The 21,966-nt window shown below is 65.5% G+C and carries 21 protein-coding genes; 5 read left to right on the top strand and 16 right to left on the bottom strand.

Annotation, left to right across the window (positions count from 1 at the left end):
• Positions 1-98 precede the first annotated feature (98 nt).
• The 5 genes from ACU0DV_RS05690 to ACU0DV_RS05670 all read right to left on the bottom strand — a co-directional run bounded on the left by ACU0DV_RS05690 (position 99) and on the right by ACU0DV_RS05670 (position 4,078).
• Entirely contained in the window at positions 99-782 is a 684-nt protein-coding gene (locus tag ACU0DV_RS05690) for an OmpA family protein (RefSeq protein WP_100929688.1), read from the bottom strand.
• 8 nt (positions 783-790) lie between these two features.
• A complete protein-coding gene (locus ACU0DV_RS05685) occupies positions 791-2,212 on the bottom strand; it encodes a type II and III secretion system protein family protein (protein WP_100929689.1) in 1,422 nt (473 codons plus the stop codon).
• Positions 2,213-2,426: 214 nt separating this feature from the next.
• Positions 2,427-3,293 carry a Flp pilus assembly protein CpaB gene (gene cpaB, locus ACU0DV_RS05680; protein WP_370310914.1) on the bottom strand — a complete coding sequence of 289 codons (867 nt, stop codon included), beginning with the start codon at positions 3,291-3,293 and terminating at the stop codon, positions 2,427-2,429.
• A gap of 133 nt (positions 3,294-3,426) precedes the next feature.
• Positions 3,427-3,603, bottom strand: coding sequence for a hypothetical protein (locus ACU0DV_RS05675; protein ID WP_446241227.1), 177 nt, complete (start codon positions 3,601-3,603; stop codon positions 3,427-3,429).
• 280 nt (positions 3,604-3,883) lie between these two features.
• A complete protein-coding gene (locus ACU0DV_RS05670) occupies positions 3,884-4,078 on the bottom strand; it encodes a Flp family type IVb pilin (protein ID WP_100929691.1) in 195 nt (64 codons plus the stop codon).
• 365 nt (positions 4,079-4,443) lie between these two features.
• Here ACU0DV_RS05670 and ACU0DV_RS05665 point away from each other — a divergent pair, with 365 nt between their 5' ends.
• Positions 4,444-5,298, top strand: a complete 855-nt coding sequence (locus ACU0DV_RS05665; RefSeq protein ID WP_446241226.1) for a lytic transglycosylase domain-containing protein — start codon at positions 4,444-4,446, stop codon at positions 5,296-5,298.
• On the opposite strand, the gene ACU0DV_RS05660 is transcribed toward ACU0DV_RS05665, so the two are convergent.
• From ACU0DV_RS05660 to coxB, 11 genes are all read right to left on the bottom strand, one after another.
• A complete protein-coding gene (locus tag ACU0DV_RS05660; RefSeq protein ID WP_446241225.1) occupies positions 5,295-6,704 on the bottom strand; it encodes an FAD-binding oxidoreductase in 1,410 nt (469 codons plus the stop codon). The two genes, ACU0DV_RS05665 and ACU0DV_RS05660, sit on opposite strands and share 4 nt — an antisense overlap.
• A gap of 66 nt (positions 6,705-6,770) precedes the next feature.
• On the bottom strand, positions 6,771-7,592 hold the full coding sequence (locus ACU0DV_RS05655; RefSeq protein ID WP_446241224.1) for an MBL fold metallo-hydrolase: 822 nt from the start codon (positions 7,590-7,592) through the stop codon (positions 6,771-6,773).
• Between the two features lie 180 nt (positions 7,593-7,772).
• Positions 7,773-8,357 (bottom strand): GNAT family N-acetyltransferase, encoded by a 585-nt coding sequence (locus ACU0DV_RS05650; protein ID WP_446241223.1) that lies wholly within the window; start codon positions 8,355-8,357, stop codon positions 7,773-7,775.
• Complete coding sequence (locus tag ACU0DV_RS05645; protein ID WP_446241222.1) at positions 8,357-9,619, bottom strand: M16 family metallopeptidase; 1,263 nt, start codon at positions 9,617-9,619, stop codon at positions 8,357-8,359. Before ACU0DV_RS05645 ends, ACU0DV_RS05650 begins: the two co-directional genes overlap by 1 nt.
• The gene (thrC, locus tag ACU0DV_RS05640; RefSeq protein WP_446241221.1) at positions 9,616-11,004 is read right to left on the bottom strand and encodes a threonine synthase; all 1,389 of its coding nucleotides are present in this window, start codon (positions 11,002-11,004) and stop codon (positions 9,616-9,618) included. The genes ACU0DV_RS05645 and thrC overlap by 4 nt, the downstream gene beginning before the upstream one ends.
• Before the next feature lies 1 nt (position 11,005).
• Positions 11,006-11,680: an SURF1 family protein gene (locus tag ACU0DV_RS05635; RefSeq protein WP_283980813.1), complete on the bottom strand. Its 675-nt coding sequence runs from the start codon at positions 11,678-11,680 to the stop codon at positions 11,006-11,008.
• Between the two features lie 96 nt (positions 11,681-11,776).
• Positions 11,777-12,583: a cytochrome c oxidase subunit 3 gene (locus ACU0DV_RS05630; RefSeq protein ID WP_100929699.1), complete on the bottom strand. Its 807-nt coding sequence runs from the start codon at positions 12,581-12,583 to the stop codon at positions 11,777-11,779.
• Positions 12,584-12,602: 19 nt separating this feature from the next.
• Entirely contained in the window at positions 12,603-13,217 is a 615-nt protein-coding gene (locus tag ACU0DV_RS05625; protein ID WP_100929700.1) for a cytochrome c oxidase assembly protein, read from the bottom strand.
• The gene (locus ACU0DV_RS05620; protein ID WP_100929701.1) at positions 13,207-13,386 is read right to left on the bottom strand and encodes a hypothetical protein; all 180 of its coding nucleotides are present in this window, start codon (positions 13,384-13,386) and stop codon (positions 13,207-13,209) included. The genes ACU0DV_RS05625 and ACU0DV_RS05620 overlap by 11 nt, the downstream gene beginning before the upstream one ends.
• Complete coding sequence (cyoE, locus tag ACU0DV_RS05615; protein ID WP_446241220.1) at positions 13,383-14,342, bottom strand: heme o synthase; 960 nt, start codon at positions 14,340-14,342, stop codon at positions 13,383-13,385. The genes ACU0DV_RS05620 and cyoE overlap by 4 nt, the downstream gene beginning before the upstream one ends.
• 94 nt (positions 14,343-14,436) lie before the next feature.
• Positions 14,437-15,312 carry a cytochrome c oxidase subunit II gene (gene coxB / locus ACU0DV_RS05610; RefSeq protein WP_100929702.1) on the bottom strand — a complete coding sequence of 292 codons (876 nt, stop codon included), beginning with the start codon at positions 15,310-15,312 and terminating at the stop codon, positions 14,437-14,439.
• 214 nt (positions 15,313-15,526) lie between these two features.
• Between coxB and tldD the strand changes: the two genes are divergently transcribed.
• The 4 genes from tldD (at position 15,527) to topA (ending at position 21,959) form a co-directional block, all read left to right on the top strand.
• Entirely contained in the window at positions 15,527-16,948 is a 1,422-nt protein-coding gene (tldD, locus tag ACU0DV_RS05605; RefSeq protein ID WP_283980810.1) for a metalloprotease TldD, read from the top strand.
• Positions 16,941-17,405: a hypothetical protein gene (locus tag ACU0DV_RS05600; protein ID WP_446241219.1), complete on the top strand. Its 465-nt coding sequence runs from the start codon at positions 16,941-16,943 to the stop codon at positions 17,403-17,405. Before tldD ends, ACU0DV_RS05600 begins: the two co-directional genes overlap by 8 nt.
• A gap of 117 nt (positions 17,406-17,522) precedes the next feature.
• Positions 17,523-18,704: a DNA-processing protein DprA gene (dprA, locus tag ACU0DV_RS05595; RefSeq protein ID WP_446241253.1), complete on the top strand. Its 1,182-nt coding sequence runs from the start codon at positions 17,523-17,525 to the stop codon at positions 18,702-18,704.
• Positions 18,705-19,274: 570 nt separating this feature from the next.
• Positions 19,275-21,959 carry a type I DNA topoisomerase gene (gene topA / locus ACU0DV_RS05590; RefSeq protein WP_446241218.1) on the top strand — a complete coding sequence of 895 codons (2,685 nt, stop codon included), beginning with the start codon at positions 19,275-19,277 and terminating at the stop codon, positions 21,957-21,959.
• Positions 21,960-21,966: the final 7 nt, after the last annotated feature.

The following is a 21,966-nucleotide window of genomic DNA, read 5'->3' as shown; positions in this document are numbered from 1 at the left end:
GGGAAAAGGGCTGGATTGAGCGAAGAGGGGTGCCACAAATGCCAAACGCCGCGACCCCGGAGGCGCGGCGTTTGCTACGTGTCAGGCCTGAGCTCGCGTCAGTTGCCGAGCTGGAGCTCCGCACCCGACTGGCTGTTCAGGTTGGATGCGGGCGCCGCGCTGTTGACGTACTCGCGGTAGATGATCTCGGCATACTTGCCTTCCAGCACCTGCGGATGCCCGGCGACGAAACCCGACACCTCCGTCACGGTGCGCCGGTTGCGGCGTTCGCGGCCTTCGGTCACGATCAGCGGCTGCGTTTCGCCGAAGGACACCACGGCTTCGAGGCGGGACCGCGAAATGCCCTGACTCACCAGATAGTTAACCACGGCGTTGGCACGGCGCAGACCGAGCGACTTGTTGTAGGCTTGGTTGCCGACCTTGTCGGTGTGGCCATAGACGCGGAAGCGGACCTCGGGGAACTGGCGGATCCAGTGCGCCTGTTCGCGCAGCGTATCCAACGCGCCCTGATCGAGCTGGGCGGAGTTGAACGCGAAGTTGACGGTGGTCATGACCTCGGCGGCGAAGCGTTGCGACAGGTCGTAGACGTATTGCTTTTCGCCAGTCATGTACTGGTGGTTGTTCATGGTAGCGTCACCGAAGTTGCCCGGATCGACCTTGACGCCCACCTCGTTGTTGAAGCCGCGCGTCATAGTGGACTGGGTGTTTCCCGCGCAGCCTGCGGTCAGAAGGCCGACGGCAAGCCCGGTCAGGGTGAGGCGGAGGAGGGGTCGTTGAGCCATGGTCTCTCTCAATCCATCACGTAGCCGTAGGAGCCGTTGAAGTCCTGGTTTGCCACTTCTGCGGCGGCACCGGACCGCGGCCTGCGCCCGTTTCCGTCGATCTGGCCGTTCAGGAACAGCTGACGCTCGGACGGCAGGGTGACGCGGTCGGTCGGCAGGGCCAGCGCCTCGCCCCGGGTGGGGGTCACGAGGTGCGGCGTGACGATGATGACCAGTTCGGACTGTTCGCGCTGGTATTCCGTCGACCGGAACAGCGCGCCAAGGATCGGCACGTCCCCGATCCACGGCACCTGACCGTTGAGGTCGGAGAAGTTTTCCTGCAGCAGACCGGCGATGGCAAAGCTTTCGCCGTCACGCAGTTCCACCGTGGTCTTCGCTTCGCGGCGGGCGAAACCGGCGATGGTCACGTCCTGGAAGGTAATCCCGTTGCTCGAGTCGACAGACGACACGGCCGCTTCGAGCTCGAGGTTGATGAGGTCGCCGTCGATCACGCGCGGCACGAAGGCCAGTTCGACGCCGAAGGGTTTGAACTCCACCGTGACGCTGCTGTCGCCCTGCGCCGTCGGCACCGGGTATTCACCGCCCGCGAGGAAGCTGGCTTCCTGCCCGGAAAGGGCGGTCAGGTTCGGTTCCGCGAGGGTCCGGACCATGCCTTTGGATTCAAGGGCTTCAAGGAGGATGCCGACTTCAAGACCGCCGGCGTTGAAACCGAAGAGCACGGCACCCTCGGTGCCCAGGCGGCGGGGGAACAGCTTGTCGGAGACGAGGTCACGTTCGGCGATGGTGGCGGCGTTGCCTGTCCCCAGTTCGACACCCAGATCGCCGGTCGACCCGCCGGTGGCGAGAGATGCGCGCAGGGCTTTGGAGACGGAGCGCCGCATTTCCGCGAAACGCACCTTCAGCATGACCTGCTGGATGCCGCCGACCACCATCAGGTTCGACACCCGGTCCGGCGCGTACCGTTGCGCCAGGTCGAGCGCGCGTTCCATGCGGGCGATGGAAGAAACGGTGCCGGACAGCACGATGCCGTCGTTGGCCGTCCGGACCTCGATCTTCTCTTCCGGGAGGATCTGGGTCAGGCGTTCCTTGAATTCGGTCACATCCGCGGCGACACGCACATCGACGTTGGTGATGAGCTGCCCCTGCGGGTCGAGGATCGTCAGCGTGGTCGTGCCCGGCTGCTTGCCGAGAACATAGATGGTGCGGTCCGACAGGGACGAAATGTCGGCGATAGAGGGGTTGGCGATGGACAGTTCCGCGAAAGGCGTATCGCTTTCGACCACCACGGCCCGGTTCATTGGAACCGACAGGACGGATTCCGTACCGGTTCGCACGACGCGGATGGAATCCGCGTGCGCGGGCGGCGACACGGTCGCAACGCCCAAGGCCAGCCCGCAGAGGGCCGCCTTCAGATAGCCGTCAAATGTCATGTGACCTGCCTTTCGATCACGCCTCATCCGCAGGTCTTCATGCCTGCATTTCGTGGGAGTGTGTTTCAATTTGGAAAATTAATCAAGAATCAAGGGCTTTGAGCGCGCAGTTTCTGTGGATAAGGGGCAACAGACGGTATGTGACGTGCGCCGCTACACAAAAGGGCCCCGCATCGCGGGACCCTTCCGGAACACGGGCAGGTGTTATCTTGTATCAGTTTGTACAGGGGATCGGGATGTTGACCACCTCTGCGCCGCGACGGACGCGGGTGCTGCAGACCTGCTCGCGCTGTACCGGTTCCGGCGCGGCGACGGGTTCTGCCCGTTGCAGGCCGAGCATCGAGAGCTGGTCGACCTCCGTGGTGATCGCCTCGCCGTCCTCGTCCTGAGAGATCAGGGAAAGGGTCAGCTGTCCTGTCGATTGCGCGTGGGTCAGCACGAGCGTCTGTTCGCGGGTAGCGGCGACGGTAACGGTACGTGCGATGGACGTCCCGCTGGTGTCCGCTTCGGAGTTCTGGTCGATGGCGATCAGGCGCATACCCGCAAGGATCATCTTCGTCACTTCGCCGCGCGGCATGTTCGGATCGCGGCTGTCGACGCGTCCTGTCCAGTATACATCGACGCGATCGCCGGGACGGAGGAAGCCGGACACGCCGGAGGCCACGTCCACACGGATCGCAAAGGCGCTTTCACCGGGCTTCAAGTAGTGCGTCAGGCCGGCAGAGCCGCCGGGCTGGGAGACCTTGCTGGGCACGATGGCCTCGAACGCGTCGATGGCGCGCAGTGCGACACGCGGCTCCATGTTTTCTGTCAGGAGTGGATTTTCCTCGTCGAAGATGCCTTCCGGCATGATCTCTTCCGGCCAGGGGGCGAGGCGGATGTCCTCCTCAGTGATCTCCTGCCCGTAGGCGATGGGTTTCGCCGACACGTAGATCTGCCTGGTGGGGACGGACGCATGGGTCTGCTGCCGCGCCTCGACAAGCGCCGTTTCATAAGCGCCGATGTAGTTCTGCGCCATGTAGACGGCAAAGCCGGCAAGTCCGATGCCTGCAAGAAGGACGAGTCCGAATACAAGTCGCATGTGGCTTCTCCTGTAATGGGCTTCTGCCCGGTCATTGGGATCGGGATAGCCAAGGAAAAAGGTTAACTCTGGCAGAAATCATGACGATCTCGTGGCCGGAGCGGTTTCGCGGGTCCGGCTGCCTGGCGCGGGATTATTTCCCTTCGGGCGCGGTGTCCTGCATGAACTGGCCGATGCCCTCGCTGAGCTCCAACGTGGTGCTGTCCATGATGGTGGTCGCCAGCAGGCACAGCCCGACCATTGCCGCGGTCAGGACAATCCAGTCGATGGTGACTGCGCCGGTTTCGTCTGTGAGGAATGTGGTGAACATCCGGAGTGCCTCTCGCGTGTAGCCTGATCCGCCTGATGCGGATTGTCCCGTCTCGTCGGGCGGCCGCGTTCTGCAGCAGCGGTCGTTCATGTGGAGCACATGCCGACAGATGCTTCTGCGCGCATCCGAAAGCTCCGGGATACCTTGGTATCGGTCGGTGGTCGTCTGGTGGCGAAAGCGATCCGGGAACGCGCTTTGGCCTGGATCGAAAAAGGCGCGGCAAGCATTTGCCGCGCCGGGGCGGACCACCCTGTGCCGGGCGGTCCGACGCGAGAAGCGATTACTTCTTCGCTTCGAGCAGGGTCTGCTCTGCCGCGACTTCGCCGGCTGCTGCGTTGATCAGCGCGTTGGCGTTGGTCTCGATCTGGGTGTAGGCGGCGATGGCCAAGCCCACGACGGCCGCGGTCAGAACGACCCAGTCAACGGTCACGGCGCCGGATTCGTCATTGCGGAAGTTTTTGATGAAGTTGATCATGGTCTCTCTCCGTAGTGTGTGTTGTGTTGCTCACGTTCACCAGCTTGGGGTCGGTAGCGGGCCTCTCTCATTGCCCTGTCCCTCGTTGGTATGACCCTATAAAGCACTTGGTTTGGGGCGAGATTTTGGCCGCTTTGCATTAATTTCGCGGTCGTTGAGATTTTTTTAATGATCTGGTTAGTTGCCTGATTTTAAATGGAAAAATGAATTAATGCCTTCATTGAGGGCTGGCAAAATATCCTAACGTACAGGCGACTGGGACAGAGATTGCCGCAATCCGTTTACAAAAGTGGTTTTCTTCACCGGATTGTGCGAGACTGTCAGGAATACTCCCGAAACGGCATAGAACCGGGGACGAGCAGTACATGACACAGAGACTTTTCGCGGCGGCCGTGGTGGCCGTATCCTGCGCCCTTGCAACCGATGCGATGGCGCAGCAGGTGTTTTCGGATTTCTCGGCGCGGCGCGTGTCGCCTCCCAAGGTGGGGGCGGCCAAGAGGATCACCGTTCAGGTGGCCCCGCGCGCGAATCCGGCAGTGCCGCCGCTGCCGGCACCCCGGCCATCGGCTGAAAAGGCGTCGGCGTCGGCCTCGGCCCCGCGGGCGGGCGCCGCACCGTCGCGCAGTGGCAGTTACGCATGGTTCTGGGACACCGTGTCCCCCGCCCAGTCCGACAGCGGACCGGGGCGCCTCGAACCGGCTCTGGCATCGCTGGGCAACGGTCCGGGGGGCGCGCGGGTGGCTGCACCCCGTCTGCAGGCCCTTCAGGACATCGCGGCACGGCACGGCAAGGACCTGCTGCGCGAGACGGTCGGGACGCGCGTGTCTCCGGCGCTCGCCCTGGCGGTTATATACGTCGAATCCGGTGGTCGCCCGGATGCGCAGAGCAGCGCGGGCGCTCAGGGGCTCATGCAGCTCATGCCCGATACCGCGAAACGCTTTGGCGTCGAGGATTCGCTGGACGCGGTGCAGAACATCAAGGGCGGTGTCCGGTTCCTCGATTTCCTGATGGAAAAATTCGCTGGCGATCCGATTCTCGTTCTGGCCGGCTACAACGCGGGCGAAAACTCCATCGGCGCGAACCAGGGCGTGCCGAATTACGCCGAGACGCGCGACTACGTGCCCAAGGTGCTGGCCGCGTTCGAGGTCGCCCGCGGCCTGTGCCTGACCCCGCCGCAACTGGCGTCGGACGGCTGCGTGTTCCAGGTCGCGGCGCGTTAGGGCAGCACGGCCCCGGGGTTCATGATTCCCGCCGGATCAAGCGCCGACTTGATCGCGCGCATCGCTGCGAGCTTCACGGGGTCCGTGTAGCGTGTCATGTCGTCCGTCTTCAGCCGCCCGATGCCGTGCTCTGCGCTGACCGAACCGCCCATCGCATGTGTCAGGTCGTGCACGCAGGACTTGATCGCCTCCCTCTGGTGGGCGTGATCCGCGCGGGTGCGTCCTTCCAGCGGGAAGACGTTGAAGTGCAGGTTGCCGTCGCCAAGGTGCCCGAAGCAGTTGATGCGGAAGGTGTCCATGGCGTTCAGCGCCTCGGTCGCCTTTACGATGAAATCGGGAATCGCCGAGAGCGGCAGGGAGATGTCGTGGCTCGATATCGACCCGATCCGGCGGTTGCCCTCCGGAATATGCTCGCGGACGTCCCAGAACTGCTGCGCCTGCGTGTCCGAGGAGGCGATGAGGCCGTCGTCCGACAGGCCACGGTCGAGCGCCTCGGCAAACAGCGTCTCGAGCGCGGCTGTCGGGTCTGCGCCGCGGCCAAGGCCGATTTCGATCAGAACGCACCATTCGGGAGGCGTCCCCCACGGGCGGCGGATCTCGGGCAGTTCGGATGCGAGGAAGTCCATGCCCTGCCGGTGGATCAGCTCGAAGGCGGAGACGGTTTCGCCCAGTTGGTCGTGCGCCAGGGCCAGCAGATCGAGCGCCGCGCGCGGTGAGGGCACGGTCAGGAAGGCGGTGCCGGTGGACGCCGGGCGCGGCGAGAGGGCCAGGGAGGCCGCGGTGATGACCCCCAGCGTCCCTTCTGCCCCGATCAGCAGGTGGCGGAGGTCGTAGCCCGTGTTGTCCTTGCGCAGGCGCCTGAGGCCATGCCAGACCGATCCGTCTGGCAGCACGACCTCCAGCCCAAGCACCAGATTTCGGGCGTTGCCGTAGCGCAGGGTGTTGATCCCCCCGGCGTTGGTCGACAGCAGCCCCCCCAGCCGCGCCGAGCCCTTTGACGCCAGCGACAGCGGAAACAGCCGGTCCATGGCCTCTGCCGTGTCGTGTATGTCGCTCAGGATGGCGCCCGCCTCGGCGATGAGCGTGTTTTCCTCGGGGTAGGTCGCGCGGATGGCGGTCATGCGTTCTAGTGACAGCACAAGCGGCTGGCCCTCCGGCGCGATCTGCCCGCCGACGAGGCCCGTACCGCCGCCGTAGGGCACGATGCCGGCGCGTGAGGCGGCGCAGTGGCGGACGATGGTGGCAACGTCGTCGGTGTTGCGGGGCAGGGCCACCCACGTGGACGATCCCTGCCAGCGGCCACGCGACTCTTCCAGGTAGCGTGGTTCTGCCCGGCGCAGCGTGTCATCGGGCAACAGGGCGCGCAGCGTGTCCGCAAAGGCGTCATCGGCGGGGGCGAGGGGCATGGCGGTCTCCTTCCGTCGTCGCTTCAGCCTGTCCCCCATGCGCGCGGGTTTATCAAGGGGCGGATGTCATTCGCGGAGCCACTCCGGCCGCAGGACGACAACCGTCGGGCGGGAGGGCAGGGTGCGCAGGCTGACTTCCATCGACGAGGAGTCGCGCCGGTCGATGGCGAAGGTCTCGCCGATCTGGGTCAGGAAGGACTCCAGCCCATAGTCCGAGAACCAGTGCATCGGAATCACCACCGAGGACTTCAGCCGTTCCAGCATTGGCACCACGCGGGACAGCGGCAGGGTCATGCCGCCATCGACAGCCACCATAACCACGTCGAGCCGCCCGAGCGCGGCGAACTGTTCGTCGGTGGGGATGTGATGGAGGTGGCCGAGGTGGCCGATGCACAGGCCCTCGACCTCGAAGACGAAGATGGAATTGCCCTTCTCCTCCATCCCGCCATAGCCGGAACGGATGTTGGTCGACACGTTGCGGACGAGCATCTCGCCGAGGTCCAGGTAATGGTCGATCCCGGTGCCGAAGGGTTCCCCCCAGCCGGGCAGGACGTGCGGAATGGCCGGGTCGGGGTTTGCCGTCCAGTGGGTGCTGTGGGCGTGGTTCATGGTCACGATGTCAGGGATCAGGGGCACGTTGCCGATGAACCCGGTGAAATCGGTGACCGCAGTCAGACCGCCCTGTGTCTGCAGCAGGAAACTGGCATGAGAGAGGTAGTGCAGGCGCACGGAGTAATCCGGGACGGGTTCGGTCCAGGACGCCTTGTGCAGGTATTCGATCCCGGGCGCGGCGTCGGCGATGGCAATGCAATGTGACGGGCGGCGTTGGTCCTGTGCCATGGCGGAGGTGGCGGCAATGGCGAGGAAGGCGATGGCAAGGCGGATCATGAACGTCTCCTGGCTCCGGGAAGGGAGTCGGAGTGAACTCCGACCTACGCGGGGCCAGCGCCAAGTCGAAGGCAAGGCACCGACCTGCCGGTCAGCCTAGCCCGACAGCCGCGTTCGCCAAAGCGTGCAGAGCCGCCAGACGGCGCCCATGCGTTCACAACGGCTTGATCTGCAGGTGAACTAGCCGACCGTCGTCTTGCCGCGCCGGTCGCTGCGCAGGCAGGCATAGAGGACGTGGGTCCGCCAGCGGCCGTTGATCTGCAGGTAGCTCTGCGCCACGCCCTCGTATTTGAAGCCGGACCGTTCGAGCAGTCCGCGCGAGGCCGCGTTCTCGGGAAGGCAGGCCGCTTCGAGGCGGCTGAGCCCCAGGCGTTCGAAGGCGTGATGGGTGACGGCGGCGATGGCCTCTGCCATGTAGCCGTTTCGCGCGTAGGGCTGACCCGTCCAGTAACCGAGCGTGCCGGCCTGCGCGGGGCCGCGGCGGATGTTGTCGAGCGTGATGGCGCCCACCAGTGCTTCGTCGTCGCGCCGGATCAGGAACAGCGGCACCGCCGTCCCGCCGTTGATCGAGCGCGACGCCCAGTAGACGCGGTTCGTGAAGGCCTTGCGCGACAGGTGGTCGGCGGCCCAGGTGGGTTCCCACGGTGCCAGGAACCCCCTGCTTCCCGACCGCAGCGTCTGCCATGGCGTGTAGTCGGAATGCATGGGGGGGCGCAGTTTGAGACGTTCCGTCTCGATCCGGAGCTTCCGCCGGAAAGAGAGCATCACGCAGCCCGCCGTGCCTGCAGTTGTTCCAGGGTGGGCGCGCTGTCGACGGGGCCATACAGGGCCAGCGCCGCCGCGGATTGCGCGGCCTGCGCTTCGGCAAAGGCGAGCACGCCCTCGCGCGTGACCGCGTCGATGCGGGCGACCGTCTCTTCGATCGGCGGCACCTTCCCCCAGATCTGCACCATGCGTGCCATGCGCTCGGCCCGGCTGGACGGGCTTTCGAGCCCCATCAGCAGCCCGGCCTTCATCTGGGCGCGGGCGCGCTCGATCTCGGCATCCGACATGGTGTCTGCCGCGCGCTTCATCTCGTCCACGGTCAGGTCCAGCAGTTCGCCCATCTCGTCGCCGGAGGTGCCGGCGTAGATCGTCGTCATCCCGGTGTCGGCGTAGGCGCCGGACTGGGCGAAGATGGTGTAGCACAGCCCGCGCTTCTCGCGGATCTCCTGAAACAGGCGTGAGGACATGCCGCCGCCAAGCGCGATGGCGTAGATCTGCGCGGTGTAGAACCCGGGGTCCCTGTAACCCGGCGCCTCGAAGGCGAGCGCCATGTGCGCCTGTTCGAGGTCCTTGACCCGCCGCATCTCGCCGCCGTGGAAACGTGCGCCGTCGGCGTTCCGGCCGGGGCGGGGGAACAGGCTGCCGAAAAGACCCTCGGCCTGCTTCACCAGCGCGTCGTGGTCGACGGCACCGGCGGCAGAAAGGATCATCTGGCCGGGGCCGTAGTGCTCCTCGACGAAGCGTTGCAGGTCGGAGCGGGAGAACCCCTCGACCCGGGCCGCCTCGCCCAGGATCGTCCGGCCGATGGGCTGATCGGGATAGGCCTTTTCCTGCAGCCAGTCGAAGATGATGTCGTCCGGCGTGTCATGCGCCTGGCCGATTTCCTGCAGGATGACGTGGCGCTCCGTGTCGATCTCCTTCTCGTCGAAGACCGGGTTGAGCAGGATGTCGGCCAGCACATCGACCGCCAGCGCGGTGTCGGCCTTAAGGACGCGGGCGTAATAGGCCGTCACCTCGCGCGACGTGTAGGCGTTGATGTAGCCGCCCACGTCCTCGATGGCTTCGGCGATCTGCAGCGCGCTGCGCCGCTTTGTGCCCTTGAACGCCATGTGTTCGAGGAAATGCGCAATGCCGTTCTGTTCCACGCGTTCGTGCCGTCCGCCCGCCGTCACCCAGAGACCGAGCGCGGCGGATTGAAGGCCGGGCATCTTCTCGGTGACGATGCGAAGCCCGTTGGACAGCGTGGAAATCTGGACGGTCACTTGGTGATACGCTCCTGAATAAGGTTTTCGAGGGCGGACAGGTCGTTGGCCACGCGGGTCAACCGTTCCGAACGCTCATACAGGTCAGCCATGCGATTTGGAAGAGGGGGACGAATACCCGTGGCCTTTTCAACGGCATCCGGGAACTTGGCCGGGTGCGCGGTGGCCAGCGTGATCATCGGCGTCTTCGGATCGCGCTCGTCCTCTGCCACGCGGACGCCTATCGCGGAATGCGGGCACAGGAGTTCCCCCATCGTGGCCTGCGCCAGGCGGATGGTGTCCAGCGTCTCCTCCTCTGACACGCGGCCGGAGTCGAAGTGTTCGCGCAGGGCCTGAAGCGCGCCCTGGCTCACGTTGAAGCCGCCTGCCTTCAGTTCGTCCATCAGCTGCGCCACCGCCGCACCGTCGCGGTCGTAGGCGTCGAAGAGGGCACGCTCGAAGTTGCTGCTGACCTGGATGTCCATCGACGGGCTGATCGAGGGATGGACTTCGGAGGTCTGGTAGTCGCCCGACGTCAGGCAGCGGTGCAGGATGTCGTTCTGGTTCGTCGCCACAACCAGCCGGTCGATGGGCAGGCCCATGCGCTTGGCGATGTAGCCCGCGAAGATGTCGCCGAAGTTGCCGGTGGGCACGGTGAAGCTGACTTTGCGGTCCGGGGCGCCGAGGCTGACGGCGGCGGAGAAGTAGTAGACGACCTGCGCCAGCACGCGCGCCCAGTTGATCGAGTTCACGCCGGCCAGCCGAACGCCGTCGCGGAACTCGAAGTGGTTGAACATGTCCTTCAGCCGCGCCTGGCAATCGTCGAAGTGGCCGTCCAGCGCCAGTGCGTGCACGTTGGCCTCGGGCGGTGTGGTCATCTGGCGGCGCTGCACCTCGGACACCCGGCCATGCGGGTAGAGGATGAAGACGTCGACATTGTCGAGCCCCTTGAACGCCTCGATAGCGGCCGAGCCCGTATCGCCCGACGTGGCGCCGACGATGGTCACACGCTCGCCCCTCCGCTCCAGCGCCTCCTGGAAGAGCTGGCCGATGAGTTGCATGGCGAAGTCCTTGAAGGCCAGCGTCGGCCCGTGGAACAGCTCAAGCAGGAAGTGGTTCGGTGCCAGCTGCACCAGCGGCGCTCGGGCGTTGTGACCGAAACCTGCGTAGGCCTTGGCGATCAGGTCGGCAAAGACCTCGTCGGTGAACCCGTCGCCCACGAAGGGCCGCATCACGCGGAAGGCGGTTTCCTCGTAGCTGAGACCTTCCAGCGCGCGGATGTCGTCGGCGGACATCTGGGGAATGGTCTCCGGCACGTAGAGGCCGCCGTCACGGGCGAGCCCGGACAGCATGGCTTCTTCGAATGACAGGGCCGGGGCCTGGCCTCGGGTGGAGATGTAACGCATGTCAGTCGGTGCCTTTCGCGATACGGCGCAGCCATACGCCGGTCATGAGGAGCCAAACCGCGGCCAGTGAGAACCACGTAATGGCGTATTGCAGATGATCGTTGGGAATGCCGGAGGTGTCCACGGGCAGCGGATCGACGGCGTCGTCCGCCGGATCGAGACTGCGGGCAATCACCAGCAGCGGCTCCGTGTCCAGCGCCTCTGACATAGGGCCGATGTCACGGGCGAACCAGGTATCGTCGTCCGGGTCGTTGTCGGGAGTGGAGGAGTTGCGGTCGTCCGGCCAGTGCAGGTTGCCCGTCAGCCGGGCGGGGCCCGCATACAACGGGGCGTCCTTTTGATCGATCGGGGTGAAGCCGCGATCCACCAGGAGACGACGCCCGTCGTCGGTGGTGAAGGGGGAGATGACCCGCCAGCCCGCGCCGCGCAGCTTTGCCGAGACGAGGACGTGCAGCGCCTCCGCGCCGATCTCGCCCGACAGTTCCACGGGCTGATAGCGCTGTGCCGTGGGGTCGACCATGACGGGCAGGGGCTGCGCGGGTCCGGAGATCGTGGCCTCCATGTCGGCGAGCAGGCCCTCTTTCCAGTCGAGGCGCTGCATCTGCCATGTGCCCAGCCACAGCAGGATCGCGCATCCGGCGATGCCGATCAGCAGGGGGGCGAGGTAGCGTGTCACATGCGTCTCCGGAAACGGAAAAGGCGCGCCCGGTGGGGCGCGCCTTGGTTTACCGCGTGAGGCGTCGGGCGCAAGCCCTGTGGCCGTCGGGGAGGCTCAACCGCCCCAGATGTAGACCGCTGCGAAGAGGAACAGCCACACTACGTCGACGAAGTGCCAGTACCAGGCGGCCGCCTCGAACCCGAGGTGGTTTTCCGGGGTGAAGTGGCCGCGGTAGACGCGCAGCAGGCAGATGAACAGGAAGATCGTGCCGATGATCACGTGCGCGCCGTGGAAGCCGGTCGCCATGAAGAAGTTGGCGCCGTAGATGTTCCCGGAGAAGCCGAACGCCGCGTGACTGTACTCATACGCCTGAAGGGCGGTGAACAGCAGGCCGAGGACGACGGCGATGATCAGGCCCTGCTTGATCTCGTCGCGGCGGTTGCCGTGGACCAGCGCGTGGTGCGCCCAGGTCGCGGCACAGCCGGAGCACAGCAGGATCAGCGTGTTGATCAGCGGAAGGTGCCAGGGGTCGAACGTCTCGATCCCCGCCGGCGGCCAGACACCGTCGACAGCCGGGCTCATGCCGTTCGGGTCGATCGGGTAGATCGCGTGCTTGAAGAAGCTCCAGAACCACGCGAAGAAGAACATCACCTCCGACATGATGAACAGGATGAAGCCGTAACGCAGGCCGATCAGCACGACGGGCGTGTGGTCGCCGACCAGGTTCTCCTTCACGGTTTCGCTCCACCAGCCGAACATGGTGTAGAGGACGCCGACAAAGCCGATGAGGAACATCCACATCGTGATGTCCTTCATCCACAGCACCGCGCCGAAGAGCATGATGAACCCGGCCACTGCGCCCAGGAAAGGCCAGATGGAGGGGTTCAGAATGTGGTAGTCGTGGTTCTTAGCATGCGCCATGGCAATCCCTCGTTAGGCGTTAGTTCACGGATGCTTTCGCATCGGTCTTATCGTCGATGCCGGGGGCATCGCCAGTGATATCGAGTGCGGCCTGCGTTTCTTCGGGCAGGTCGATCTCGTAGAAGGTGTAGGACAGCGTGATATGCTTGGTGTACTTCGCGTCGCGGTCGTCGACGATCTCGGGGTCGACGAAGAAGCTGACCGGCATCTCGACGCGTTCACCGGGCATCAGGACCTGCTCGGTGAAGCAGAAGCACTCGATCTTGTTGAAATAGCCGCCTGCCTGGTAGGGCGCCACGTTGTAGGTGGCCTGACCGGCGACCGGGTGGTCGGTCGGGTTGTAGGCCTCGTAGAACGCCAGCCCCTCTTCGCCGATGCGGACGGTCATCTCGGTCTGCATGGGCTTGAACTCCCACGGCATGCCGCGGTCCTTCGAGGCGTCGAACTTGATCTTGATGGTGCGGTCGAGGATGTCGCGCTTGGCCGAGGCTTCGGCCACCTGCGTGGTTCCGCCAAAGCCGGTGACGCGGCAGAACCAGTTGTAGAACGGGACGGAGGCCCAGGCCATCGCGCCCATGAAGACAACGACGCCGAGCGTCTGGAAAAGGGTCTTGGTCTTTGGATCAATTGCCATTGCCGTCTCCCTGTGTTGCCGCAGCCGGTTGCATCTGGAAGTCGCCGCGGTTGATCTTCACCATGGTCATCCCGAAGACGATCACGATGAACGCACCCAGCACCAGTCCGACACCGATGTTGCGGGACCGGCGGCGCTTGTGAAGCTCGTGTTCGCGGCTGATGCTCATGACAGTATCCCGAAGCGTTCGAGCCCTGTGTCCACGAGGATCGCGCCGAAGTGGGCGAAAAGGTAGAGCAGGGACAGCTTGAAGAATGCCTTTTCGGCCTTGAAGTTGTCGGCCTCAGAGGCGGCTTCGTCGCGGCGCCAGATGGTCCATGCGCCCTTCAGGAACAGCGCGTTCAGCACGATGGCCGTGGCGAGGTAGACCGGCCCGCCCACCTGCGTGAAGCCCAGCCCGATGGCAAAGGCGGCCAGCAGGACGGTGTAGACGAGAATGTGCGTGCGGGTCGATTTGCGGCCATGGGTGACGGTCAGCATCGGCACGGTGGCATTGTCGTAGTCCATGCGGACGAACAGCGCGAGCGCCCAGAAGTGCGGCGGCGTCCAGAGGAAGGTCAGGCAGAACATCAGCACGGAGGCGGTGGAGATCTCGCCAGTGGCGGCGGCCCAGCCGATCATCGGGGGGAAGGCCCCGGCGGCGCCGCCGATCACGATGTTCTGGGGTGTCGAGCGCTTGAGCCACATCGTGTAGATCACGACGTAGAAGAAGATGGTGAAGGCCAGCAGGGATGCGGCCAGCCAGTTGGTCGCGAGGCCGAGGAAGACGACGGCAAAGGCGGAAAGCGTCAGGCCGATGGCCAGCGCGTCTTCACGGTCGACCTTGCCGGCGGGGATCGGACGCTTGGCCGTGCGCTTCATCAGCGCATCGATGTCCGAGTCGTACCACATGTTCAGGGCGCCGGATGCGCCGCCGCCGATGGCGATGAACAGCACCGCACAGAAGCCGAGGAACGGGTGGATCGCCACGGGCGCGGCAAGCAGGCCGACGAAGGCGGTGAACACCACAAGCGTCATCACACGCGGCTTGAGCAGCGCGAAATAGTCGCCGAACTGCGCTTCCTGCGAGTCGGCCCGCATCTCGGTGCCCATCTGGGTGCGTGTTTCGAAGCTGGCGTCGCTCATGTCGGCTCCTGCCTGAAGTGCCATGGTCGGTTTGGTGCAGCGCAGGCCGGAAACGGTCCCGGCCTGCGCGTCATGTCTTTGTCGCCGGGGGCGATCAGTTAGTCAGTGCCGCGCGCACGTCGGTGTACCAGCCTTCGTCCTTCGACGCGGCGAGCCATGCGTCGTAGGCTTCCTGGCTGACCACCTTGACCGTGATCGGCATATAGGCGTGGGCGATCCCGCAAAGTTCCGAGCACTGGCCGAAGTAGACGCCTTCGCGCTCCGGAGTGAACCACAGCTCTGCGAGGCGGCCGGGGACCGCGTCCTGCTTCACGCCGAAGGCCGGAATAGTCCACGAGTGGATCACGTCGGCGCCGGTGACCTGCATCACGATGGTCTTGCCGACCGGCACGACCACGGCGGTGTCGGTGGCCAGCAGCCACTCGTCCTTGGTGTAGCCCGCGTCGGTCAGCATGGTCTGCACGTCTTCGGAGTAGCGGTTGTCGCCGCCGGTCGCCGGGGAGCCGATCATGTAGCTGTCGTAGGCGAGGTCCTCACCCACGTACTCGTAGCCCCAGTACCACTGGTAGCCGGTCACCTTGATGGTGATGTCGCCTTCCGGGATTTCCTGCTGCTTGAACAGCACCGGCAGGGAGAAGGCACCGATGAACACGAGGATCACGATGGGGCCGATGGTCCAGGCGATCTCCAGCGGGGAGTTGTGCGTGAAGGTGCCCGGCGTCTTGTTGGCCTTCTGGTTGTAGCGCACCACGATGAAGGCGAGCAGGGCAACCACCAGCAGGCAGATCGCGGTGATGATCACCAGGATCATGCCGTCGAGCCACTGAAGGTCACGCGCCAGTTCCGTGGAGGCCGGCTGGAAACCCATGCCACCCTGGTGCGGGCGGCCCACAACGGGCAGGTCCTGCGCCAAGGCCGGCGCGGCGACAAAGGCGCTGAGTAGGCCCGTCATCATCGTCTTGAAGGTCATATGTCACCCTGATCGATTCGAGTTGTGCACGGGCCCGCCGACCCGGAATGACTTGATATACATGCAAAAAGGAAGCGCAGGCTGGCGCCCGTCCTCCTCCGCGGCATACCGTTGCGTTCTGGCGGTCTAGAAACCATATTCTTTCCACCCGTGAAAGCTTTGAGCTTGCGGCAAAGCGCCGCTTTACTTGATCCAGATCAATCCAGAGGTCCATATGTCCGACGCACTTTTCCGCCCTTTCGAGACACATCTGGATCTCGATCGCACTGTATCGCTGGTGCGGGAGGCCCTTTCCGGGGCCGAGGACGGCGAACTTTTCCTTGAGCGGCGGCGCTCGGAATCGCTGGTCCTGGACGACGGGCGGCTCAAGACGGCGAGTTACGACGCCTCCGAAGGATTCGGCCTGCGCGCGGTGAAGGGCGAGGTGGCCGGTTACGCCCATGCCACGGAGATCAGCGAATCCTCCCTCAGGCGCGCGGCAGAGACGGCGCGTCTGGCGGTGGGCGACGGCGGCGGCGTGATGGCCCCGCCGCCTCCGGGCACGAACCGCACACTCTACACCGATGCCGACCCGATTGCCGGGGCGAGCTTCCCGGTGAAGGTGGACACCCTGAAGGAGATCGACGCCTTCGCCCGCGACCTCGACAGCCGCGTGGTGCAGGTGACGGCCAGCATCGCCGCCTCGCTGCAGGAGGTTGCGATCCTCCGCCCCGAAGGCGGACTTGTGACCGACGTGCGCCCGATGACGCGGGTGAACGTGTCGGTGATCGTGGAACAGGACGGGCGGCGCGAGGCCGGAACGGCAGGCGGCGGCGGGCGCGTCACGCTGGAAGGACTGCTGGAGCCCATCGAATGGCAGTCGAAGGCGCGCGAGGCGCTGCGCATCGCGCTCGTCAACCTCGAGGCGGAGCCTGCTCCGGCGGGCGTCATGGATATCGTGCTTGGCCCCGGCTGGCCCGGCATCCTGCTGCACGAGGCAATCGGCCATGGGCTCGAAGGCGATGCCAACCGCAAGGGTACATCCGTCTTTGCCGGGTTGATGGGGCAGCAGATCGCGTCGAAGGGCGTGACGGTGCTGGATGACGGCACCATCCCGGACCGGCGTGGTTCCATCACAGTGGATGACGAAGGTACGCCCTCCGGCAAGAACGTCCTGATCGAGGACGGCAAGCTGGTCGGCTTCATGCAGGACCGGCAAAACGCGCGCCTGATGGGTGTGACCCCCACCGGCAACGGCCGCCGCGAGAGCTATGCGCATATCCCGATGCCGCGCATGACCAACACCTACATGCTGGGCGGCGATGCCGATCCGCAGGACATCGTGGGCGATCTGAAGGACGGCATCTGGGCCGTGGGCTTCGGCGGCGGACAGGTCGACGTAACCAACGGCAAGTTCGTCTTCTCCTGCACGGAGGCCTACCGCGTGAAGGACGGCAAGGTCGGTCGGCCGGTGAAGGGCGCCACGCTGATCGGCGACGGCGCCTCTGCGCTTCAGCAGATCCGCGCCCTTGGCAACGACATGGCGCTCGATCCGGGCATGGGCAATTGCGGCAAGCAGGGGCAGTGGGTGCCGGTGGGCGTCGGGCAGCCGACGGTGATGATCGGCGGCCTGACGGTCGGCGGTGCGGGTGTCTGACACGCCGGACCCGTTGCCCTGGTGGCACCCCGTGCAGGCGCCGGTGATCCGGCCAACGTTCCGGCAGCACGGGCTGGCCATTCTGGCGACGCTGGCCGCCACGCTGGGCGCGGGGATTTCCGTCGTGACGCTCGCGCTGATGGTCGCGACGGTCTCGGACCCCGCGGCGGGGGCGCTGGTTGTCGTTGGCTACGTGCTGGTGTTCTCGGTCGTCTTCACCTGGATCGGCCACCTGGCCGGAGCGTTCGTGCTTCACGCGGCTCTGGTGCGCGGCTTCGGCCGCTGGGGCGTGGCAATGCTGGGCGGTTTCTTCGTCGGCGCGCTGCTCAAGCCGGTGGTTGGCACGGGGCTGACGGTCGGGCTGGGGCCTTTCCTGGCCGTGCTGCAGCTTGCCATGCTGCGCGTGATCGCCGGACGTGCGGAGCGCGACCTGCCGGGTGACGGCACGCCGACCTGAAGCTTTTCCAGGGCATGTCCACTGGCCGCGCACCGCGGGAATAATTCTCTCGCCAGAGTTTACCTGCGGTTAACCACCCTCACGCTATGGATGAAGGTGCAAGACGGCGGGGCCAGGATGCGCGACGACAGCTACTCTTCCACTCACCCCCCACTCCCACCCACCACGGAAGATGCTCGTGTGGATTGGCTCCGCCTCTTGCGCTCACGCCGCGTCGGCGTGGCAACCTTCTGGCGGCTTCTGGGCGAACACGGTTCGGCCCGCGCAGCACTCGACGCGCTGCCCGAAGTGGCGAGGGCAGCGGGGGTGGAGCGTTACACCGTCTGCCCCGAAAACGTGATCCTTGCAGAGATGAAGGCCGCCCGCCTGTGCGGCGCCCGGCTGATCCTGCGCGGAGAGGCGGATTACCCGAAAGACCTGGCCGACCTCTCCGACGCGCCCCCGGCGCTCTGGACGGTGGGCGATGCGCGCGTGCTGAGCCGTCCGATGGTGGCGCTTGTCGGTGCGCGCAACGCGTCGTCTCTGGGCCTGCGGATGGCGCGCAACCTTGCCGAAGGACTGGGCGAGGCGGGTTATTGCGTCGTCTCCGGACTGGCGCGCGGGATAGATGCGGCGGCGCACCATGCCGCGCTCAGGACCGGCACGGTCGCCGTTCTGGCGGGCGGCGTGGATGTGCTGTACCCGGCCGAGAACGCCGGGCTGGCGGATGACATCGTCTCTCACCACGGTGCGCGGATCAGCGAACAACCCATGGGCATGCAGCCGCTCGCCCGCCATTTCCCCATGCGCAACCGGATCGTCTCCGGACTGGCCCGGGCCGTGGTGGTGGTGGAAGCTGCGGCAAAGTCCGGGTCGCTGATCACCGCGCGCGGCGCGCTCGACCAGGGGCGGGAGGTGCTGGCCGTGCCCGGTCATCCGCTCGACGCTCGGGCCGCGGGCTGCAACATGCTGATCCGTGACGGCGCGCACCTCGTGCGGCACGTCGACGATGTTCTCGAGGCGCTGCCGCCGCTGGAGGGCCAGACATCGGCACAGGCCGAACTGGGCCTGCCGGACCCGGCGGGGGCGGGCATTGACTCGGTGAAGGCGCCGGAGCTCGAGACCCGGACCCTGCGCCAGACGGCGGACCTGCACACGCGCATCCTTGACCGGCTCGGACCGTCGCCTCTGGCCGAGGACCAGCTGATCCGCGATCTCGGCGCGGCCTCTGCTCACGTCTCGCCGGCCCTAACTGATCTGGAGCTGGAAGGGCGCATACGGCGTCAGCCGGGCGGTTTCCTGTCGCTTGTGCCACGCTGAATCAGCAGGACCACGGTCTGCTATTTGGCGCAGAAAAGGGCCCAAACCATCATGCGTCTGTCGCACCCATGGTCCATTGGCCCGCGACCGAGGTGTATGCCTACCGCTGGCACAAGGCCTTCACCTCCTGCCCGCGTTATTCGAAGATATCGGGGCTGCGCCCTAGGAGGCGGTCGGCTCTCGCAACCGCGCAACGGATCCGGCATGGCAAGAGCGACAGCGCCGTCCACCCGCAGCCCTTCGACCCGAAACAAAAGCGGCGCTCCGAAGACCTACCCGGCGTCGGGGCACGTCTCGACCATCCGATAGGCGCAAAGGCTTCTGCCGATTTCGGGGGTCTCCCGCGCGCCCCGGGGCAGGCGACGCGAGGTCATCCAGAGAGCGGGAAACCGCATGTCCGCGGCTCCCTTTTGCGGCGCTCAGCCAACGCCGGAACACCCCTGGGACAAGCGCGGCTCTTCCGCCCGCATTGACAATTACCCCTTGCACCCCACATCTAGCGCCGCGATACGCCGCCCGGAAAGCAGCCGCGCGAGGCCGCCAAGAAATCAGTAGAGGTAGCAGTCCCAGATGCCCGTCGTCGTCGTCGAATCGCCCGCCAAGGCCAAGACAATCAACAAGTATCTGGGATCCGACTACACGGTTCTGGCGTCTTACGGTCACGTGAGGGACCTGCCTCCGAAGGATGGTTCGGTCGATACGGAACATGATTTCGAGATGACGTGGGAGGTCGCCAACGATTCGCGCAAACACGTCGCCGCCATCGCCGAAGCCCTGAAAACCGACGACAAGCTGATCCTCGCAACCGACCCCGATCGTGAGGGGGAGGCGATCTCGTGGCACCTGAAGGAGGCGCTGACGAAGCGCCGTTCGATCAAGAAGACGACAGAGGTCAGCCGGGTCACTTTCAACGCCATCACCAAGGCCGCCGTAACCGAGGCGATGAAGAACCCCCGCGACATCGACGCGCCGCTGGTGGAGGCCTATCTCGCCCGCCGTGCCCTCGATTACCTCGTGGGCTTCAACCTGTCGCCGGTGCTCTGGCGCAAGCTGCCCGGAGCGCGGTCGGCCGGTCGTGTGCAGTCCGTCTGCCTCCGCCTGATCGTCGAGCGCGAGATGGAGATCGAGGCTTTCAATCCCCGCGAATACTGGCAGGTGAAGGCACAACTCGCGACGCCGCGCGGCCAGACGTTCGAGGCCCGGCTGGTCAGCCTCGCCGGCAAGAAGCTCGACCGCTACGACCTCGAAAACGCCACGCAGGCCGAGATGGCGGTGGATGCCGTCGCCAAGCGCAGCCTGAAGGTTCTGAGCGTCGAGGCGAAGCCCGCCTCGCGCAACCCTTCGGCGCCGTTCATGACCTCCACCCTCCAGCAGGAGGCCAGCCGCAAGTTCGGCATGGGCGCCAAGGCGGCGATGAACGCGGCCCAGCGGCTCTACGAGGCCGGGCACATCACTTATATGCGGACGGACGGCATCGACATGGCGCCGGAAGCCGTCAGCGCCTGCCGCGACGCCATCGCGGAGCGCTACGGCAAGGATTACGTGCCGTCCTCGCCTCGGGTCTACAAGAACAAGGCGAAGAACGCGCAGGAAGCGCACGAGTGCATCCGACCGACCGACATGACGAAGGACGCCGAGAGCCTGCGCCTGTCCGAATCCGACCAGCGCAAGCTGTATGACCTGATCTGGAAGCGCACGCTCGCCTGCCAGATGGAGGCCGCACGGCTAGAGCGGACCACGGTCGAGATCGGCTCTGACGACGGGCAGGTCGGCCTGCGCGCCACCGGCCAGGTGGTGCTCTTCGACGGGTTCCTGAAGGTCTACGAGGAAGGCCGCGACGAGCCGGTCGAGGATGACGACAAGCGCCTGCCGCAGATCATGCAGGGCGAGCCGGCGAAGTTCGACGCGGGCGCGCTCAAGTCCGAGCATGCGAAGGCGATGGAGAAGGGCACCGACCGCGGTCTGCCCGCGGTGCTGTCCGGAGACGGCGCGACGCTTGGCACGCAGAGCTTCACCAACCCGCCGCCGCGCTACACCGAGGCGACGCTGGTCAAGAAGATGGAGGAACTCGGCATCGGGCGACCCTCCACCTATGCTTCCGTCATCACGACGATCCAGGACCGCGAATATGTCCGCAAGGAACAGAACCGTCTGTTCCCGGAGGACAAGGGCCGGATCGTGACGATCTTCCTGCTTAACTTCTTCAAGCGCTACGTGGAGTACGACTTCACCGCAGCGCTGGAGGACGAGCTGGACCAGGTCAGCGCAGGTGCCGAGGACTACAAGGAACTGCTCGCTAAGTTCTGGCGCGACTTCAGCGCGGCCATCGCCGAGACGTCCGACCTGCGGATCTCGGAGGTTCTGGACGTGCTGGACGAGGCGCTTGCGCCCCAGCTTTATCCGCCGCGTGAGGACGGGAGCGATCCGCGCATATGTCCGAAGTGCGGGCAGGGGCGACTGCACCTGAAGACCTCGCGCACCGGCGGTTTCGTCGGCTGCGGCAACTACCCCGAATGCACCTACACGCGCCCCATCGCGGGCGAGGGTGCAGAAGGCGAGGAACGTCTGCTGGGCGAGGATCAGGGCGACGAGATCTGGCTGAAGGCCGGGCGCTTCGGCCCCTACGTGCAGCGCGGGGAACCCACGCCGGAGAACAAGAAACCGCCGCGTGCGTCCCTGCCAAAGAAGGGCGGACAGTTCCTGCCGGGCTGGGACCCGGCGGACATGACGCTGGAGAAGGCGCTGACGCTGCTGACCATGCCGCGCGAAGTGGGGATGCACCCCGATGGCGGCGTCGTGAGTGCGAACCTCGGGCGCTTCGGTCCCTACATCATGCACCAACTCCCGGACGAGGAGAAACCGGTCTACGTGAACGTCAAGGAGTTCCAGGAGGTCTTCGAGATCGGCATGAACCACGCCGTCGAACTGCTGGCGCAGAAGCGGGCGAACCCCGGCCGCGGACGTCAGACGGCCAAGGCGCTGCGCGACATGGGCGAGCATCCCGATGGCGGCAAGATCTCCATCATGGAGGGCCGCTACGGTCCCTATGTAAAGTGGGAGAAGGTCAATGCCACGCTGCCGAAGGACGTGGAGCCTGCGGACGTGACAATGGAAACCGTGCTGGAACTGATCGCCGCGAAGGCGAAGAAGAAACCGGCCAAGAAGGCCGCGGCCAAATCGACCGCCACAAAGTCGACCACGAAGAAGACCGCCGCAAAGAAACCGGCGGCCAAGAAGGCGGCAAAGAAGGACTGACGGATCG

Source organism: Sagittula sp. (assembly GCF_052825245.1).
This window is presented reverse-complemented; position numbering and strand designations above follow the sequence as displayed.

What these genes read in the sequence shown, in the direction of transcription:
- dprA (WP_446241253.1), top strand. Translation starts at nt 17,523, where the DNA reads ATGCGCGACGACAGCTACTCTTCCACTCACCCCCCACTCCCACCCACC.
- ACU0DV_RS05630 (WP_100929699.1), bottom strand. Translation starts at nt 12,583, where the DNA reads ATGGCGCATGCTAAGAACCACGACTACCACATTCTGAACCCCTCCATC.
- ACU0DV_RS05620 (WP_100929701.1), bottom strand. Translation starts at nt 13,386, where the DNA reads ATGAGCATCAGCCGCGAACACGAGCTTCACAAGCGCCGCCGGTCCCGC.
- cyoE (WP_446241220.1), bottom strand. Translation starts at nt 14,342, where the DNA reads ATGAGCGACGCCAGCTTCGAAACACGCACCCAGATGGGCACCGAGATG.
- ACU0DV_RS05655 (WP_446241224.1), bottom strand. Translation starts at nt 7,592, where the DNA reads ATGATCCGCCTTGCCATCGCCTTCCTCGCCATTGCCGCCACCTCCGCC.
- coxB (WP_100929702.1), bottom strand. Translation starts at nt 15,312, where the DNA reads ATGACCTTCAAGACGATGATGACGGGCCTACTCAGCGCCTTTGTCGCC.
- ACU0DV_RS05675 (WP_446241227.1), bottom strand. Translation starts at nt 3,603, where the DNA reads ATGTTCACCACATTCCTCACAGACGAAACCGGCGCAGTCACCATCGAC.
- tldD (WP_283980810.1), top strand. Translation starts at nt 15,527, where the DNA reads ATGTCCGACGCACTTTTCCGCCCTTTCGAGACACATCTGGATCTCGAT.
- ACU0DV_RS05625 (WP_100929700.1), bottom strand. Translation starts at nt 13,217, where the DNA reads ATGGCAATTGATCCAAAGACCAAGACCCTTTTCCAGACGCTCGGCGTC.
- ACU0DV_RS05685 (WP_100929689.1), bottom strand. Translation starts at nt 2,212, where the DNA reads ATGACATTTGACGGCTATCTGAAGGCGGCCCTCTGCGGGCTGGCCTTG.
- thrC (WP_446241221.1), bottom strand. Translation starts at nt 11,004, where the DNA reads ATGCGTTACATCTCCACCCGAGGCCAGGCCCCGGCCCTGTCATTCGAA.
- ACU0DV_RS05650 (WP_446241223.1), bottom strand. Translation starts at nt 8,357, where the DNA reads ATGCTCTCTTTCCGGCGGAAGCTCCGGATCGAGACGGAACGTCTCAAA.
- ACU0DV_RS05670 (WP_100929691.1), bottom strand. Translation starts at nt 4,078, where the DNA reads ATGATCAACTTCATCAAAAACTTCCGCAATGACGAATCCGGCGCCGTG.
- cpaB (WP_370310914.1), bottom strand. Translation starts at nt 3,293, where the DNA reads ATGCGACTTGTATTCGGACTCGTCCTTCTTGCAGGCATCGGACTTGCC.
- ACU0DV_RS05690 (WP_100929688.1), bottom strand. Translation starts at nt 782, where the DNA reads ATGGCTCAACGACCCCTCCTCCGCCTCACCCTGACCGGGCTTGCCGTC.
- ACU0DV_RS05660 (WP_446241225.1), bottom strand. Translation starts at nt 6,704, where the DNA reads ATGCCCCTCGCCCCCGCCGATGACGCCTTTGCGGACACGCTGCGCGCC.
- topA (WP_446241218.1), top strand. Translation starts at nt 19,275, where the DNA reads ATGCCCGTCGTCGTCGTCGAATCGCCCGCCAAGGCCAAGACAATCAAC.
- ACU0DV_RS05665 (WP_446241226.1), top strand. Translation starts at nt 4,444, where the DNA reads ATGACACAGAGACTTTTCGCGGCGGCCGTGGTGGCCGTATCCTGCGCC.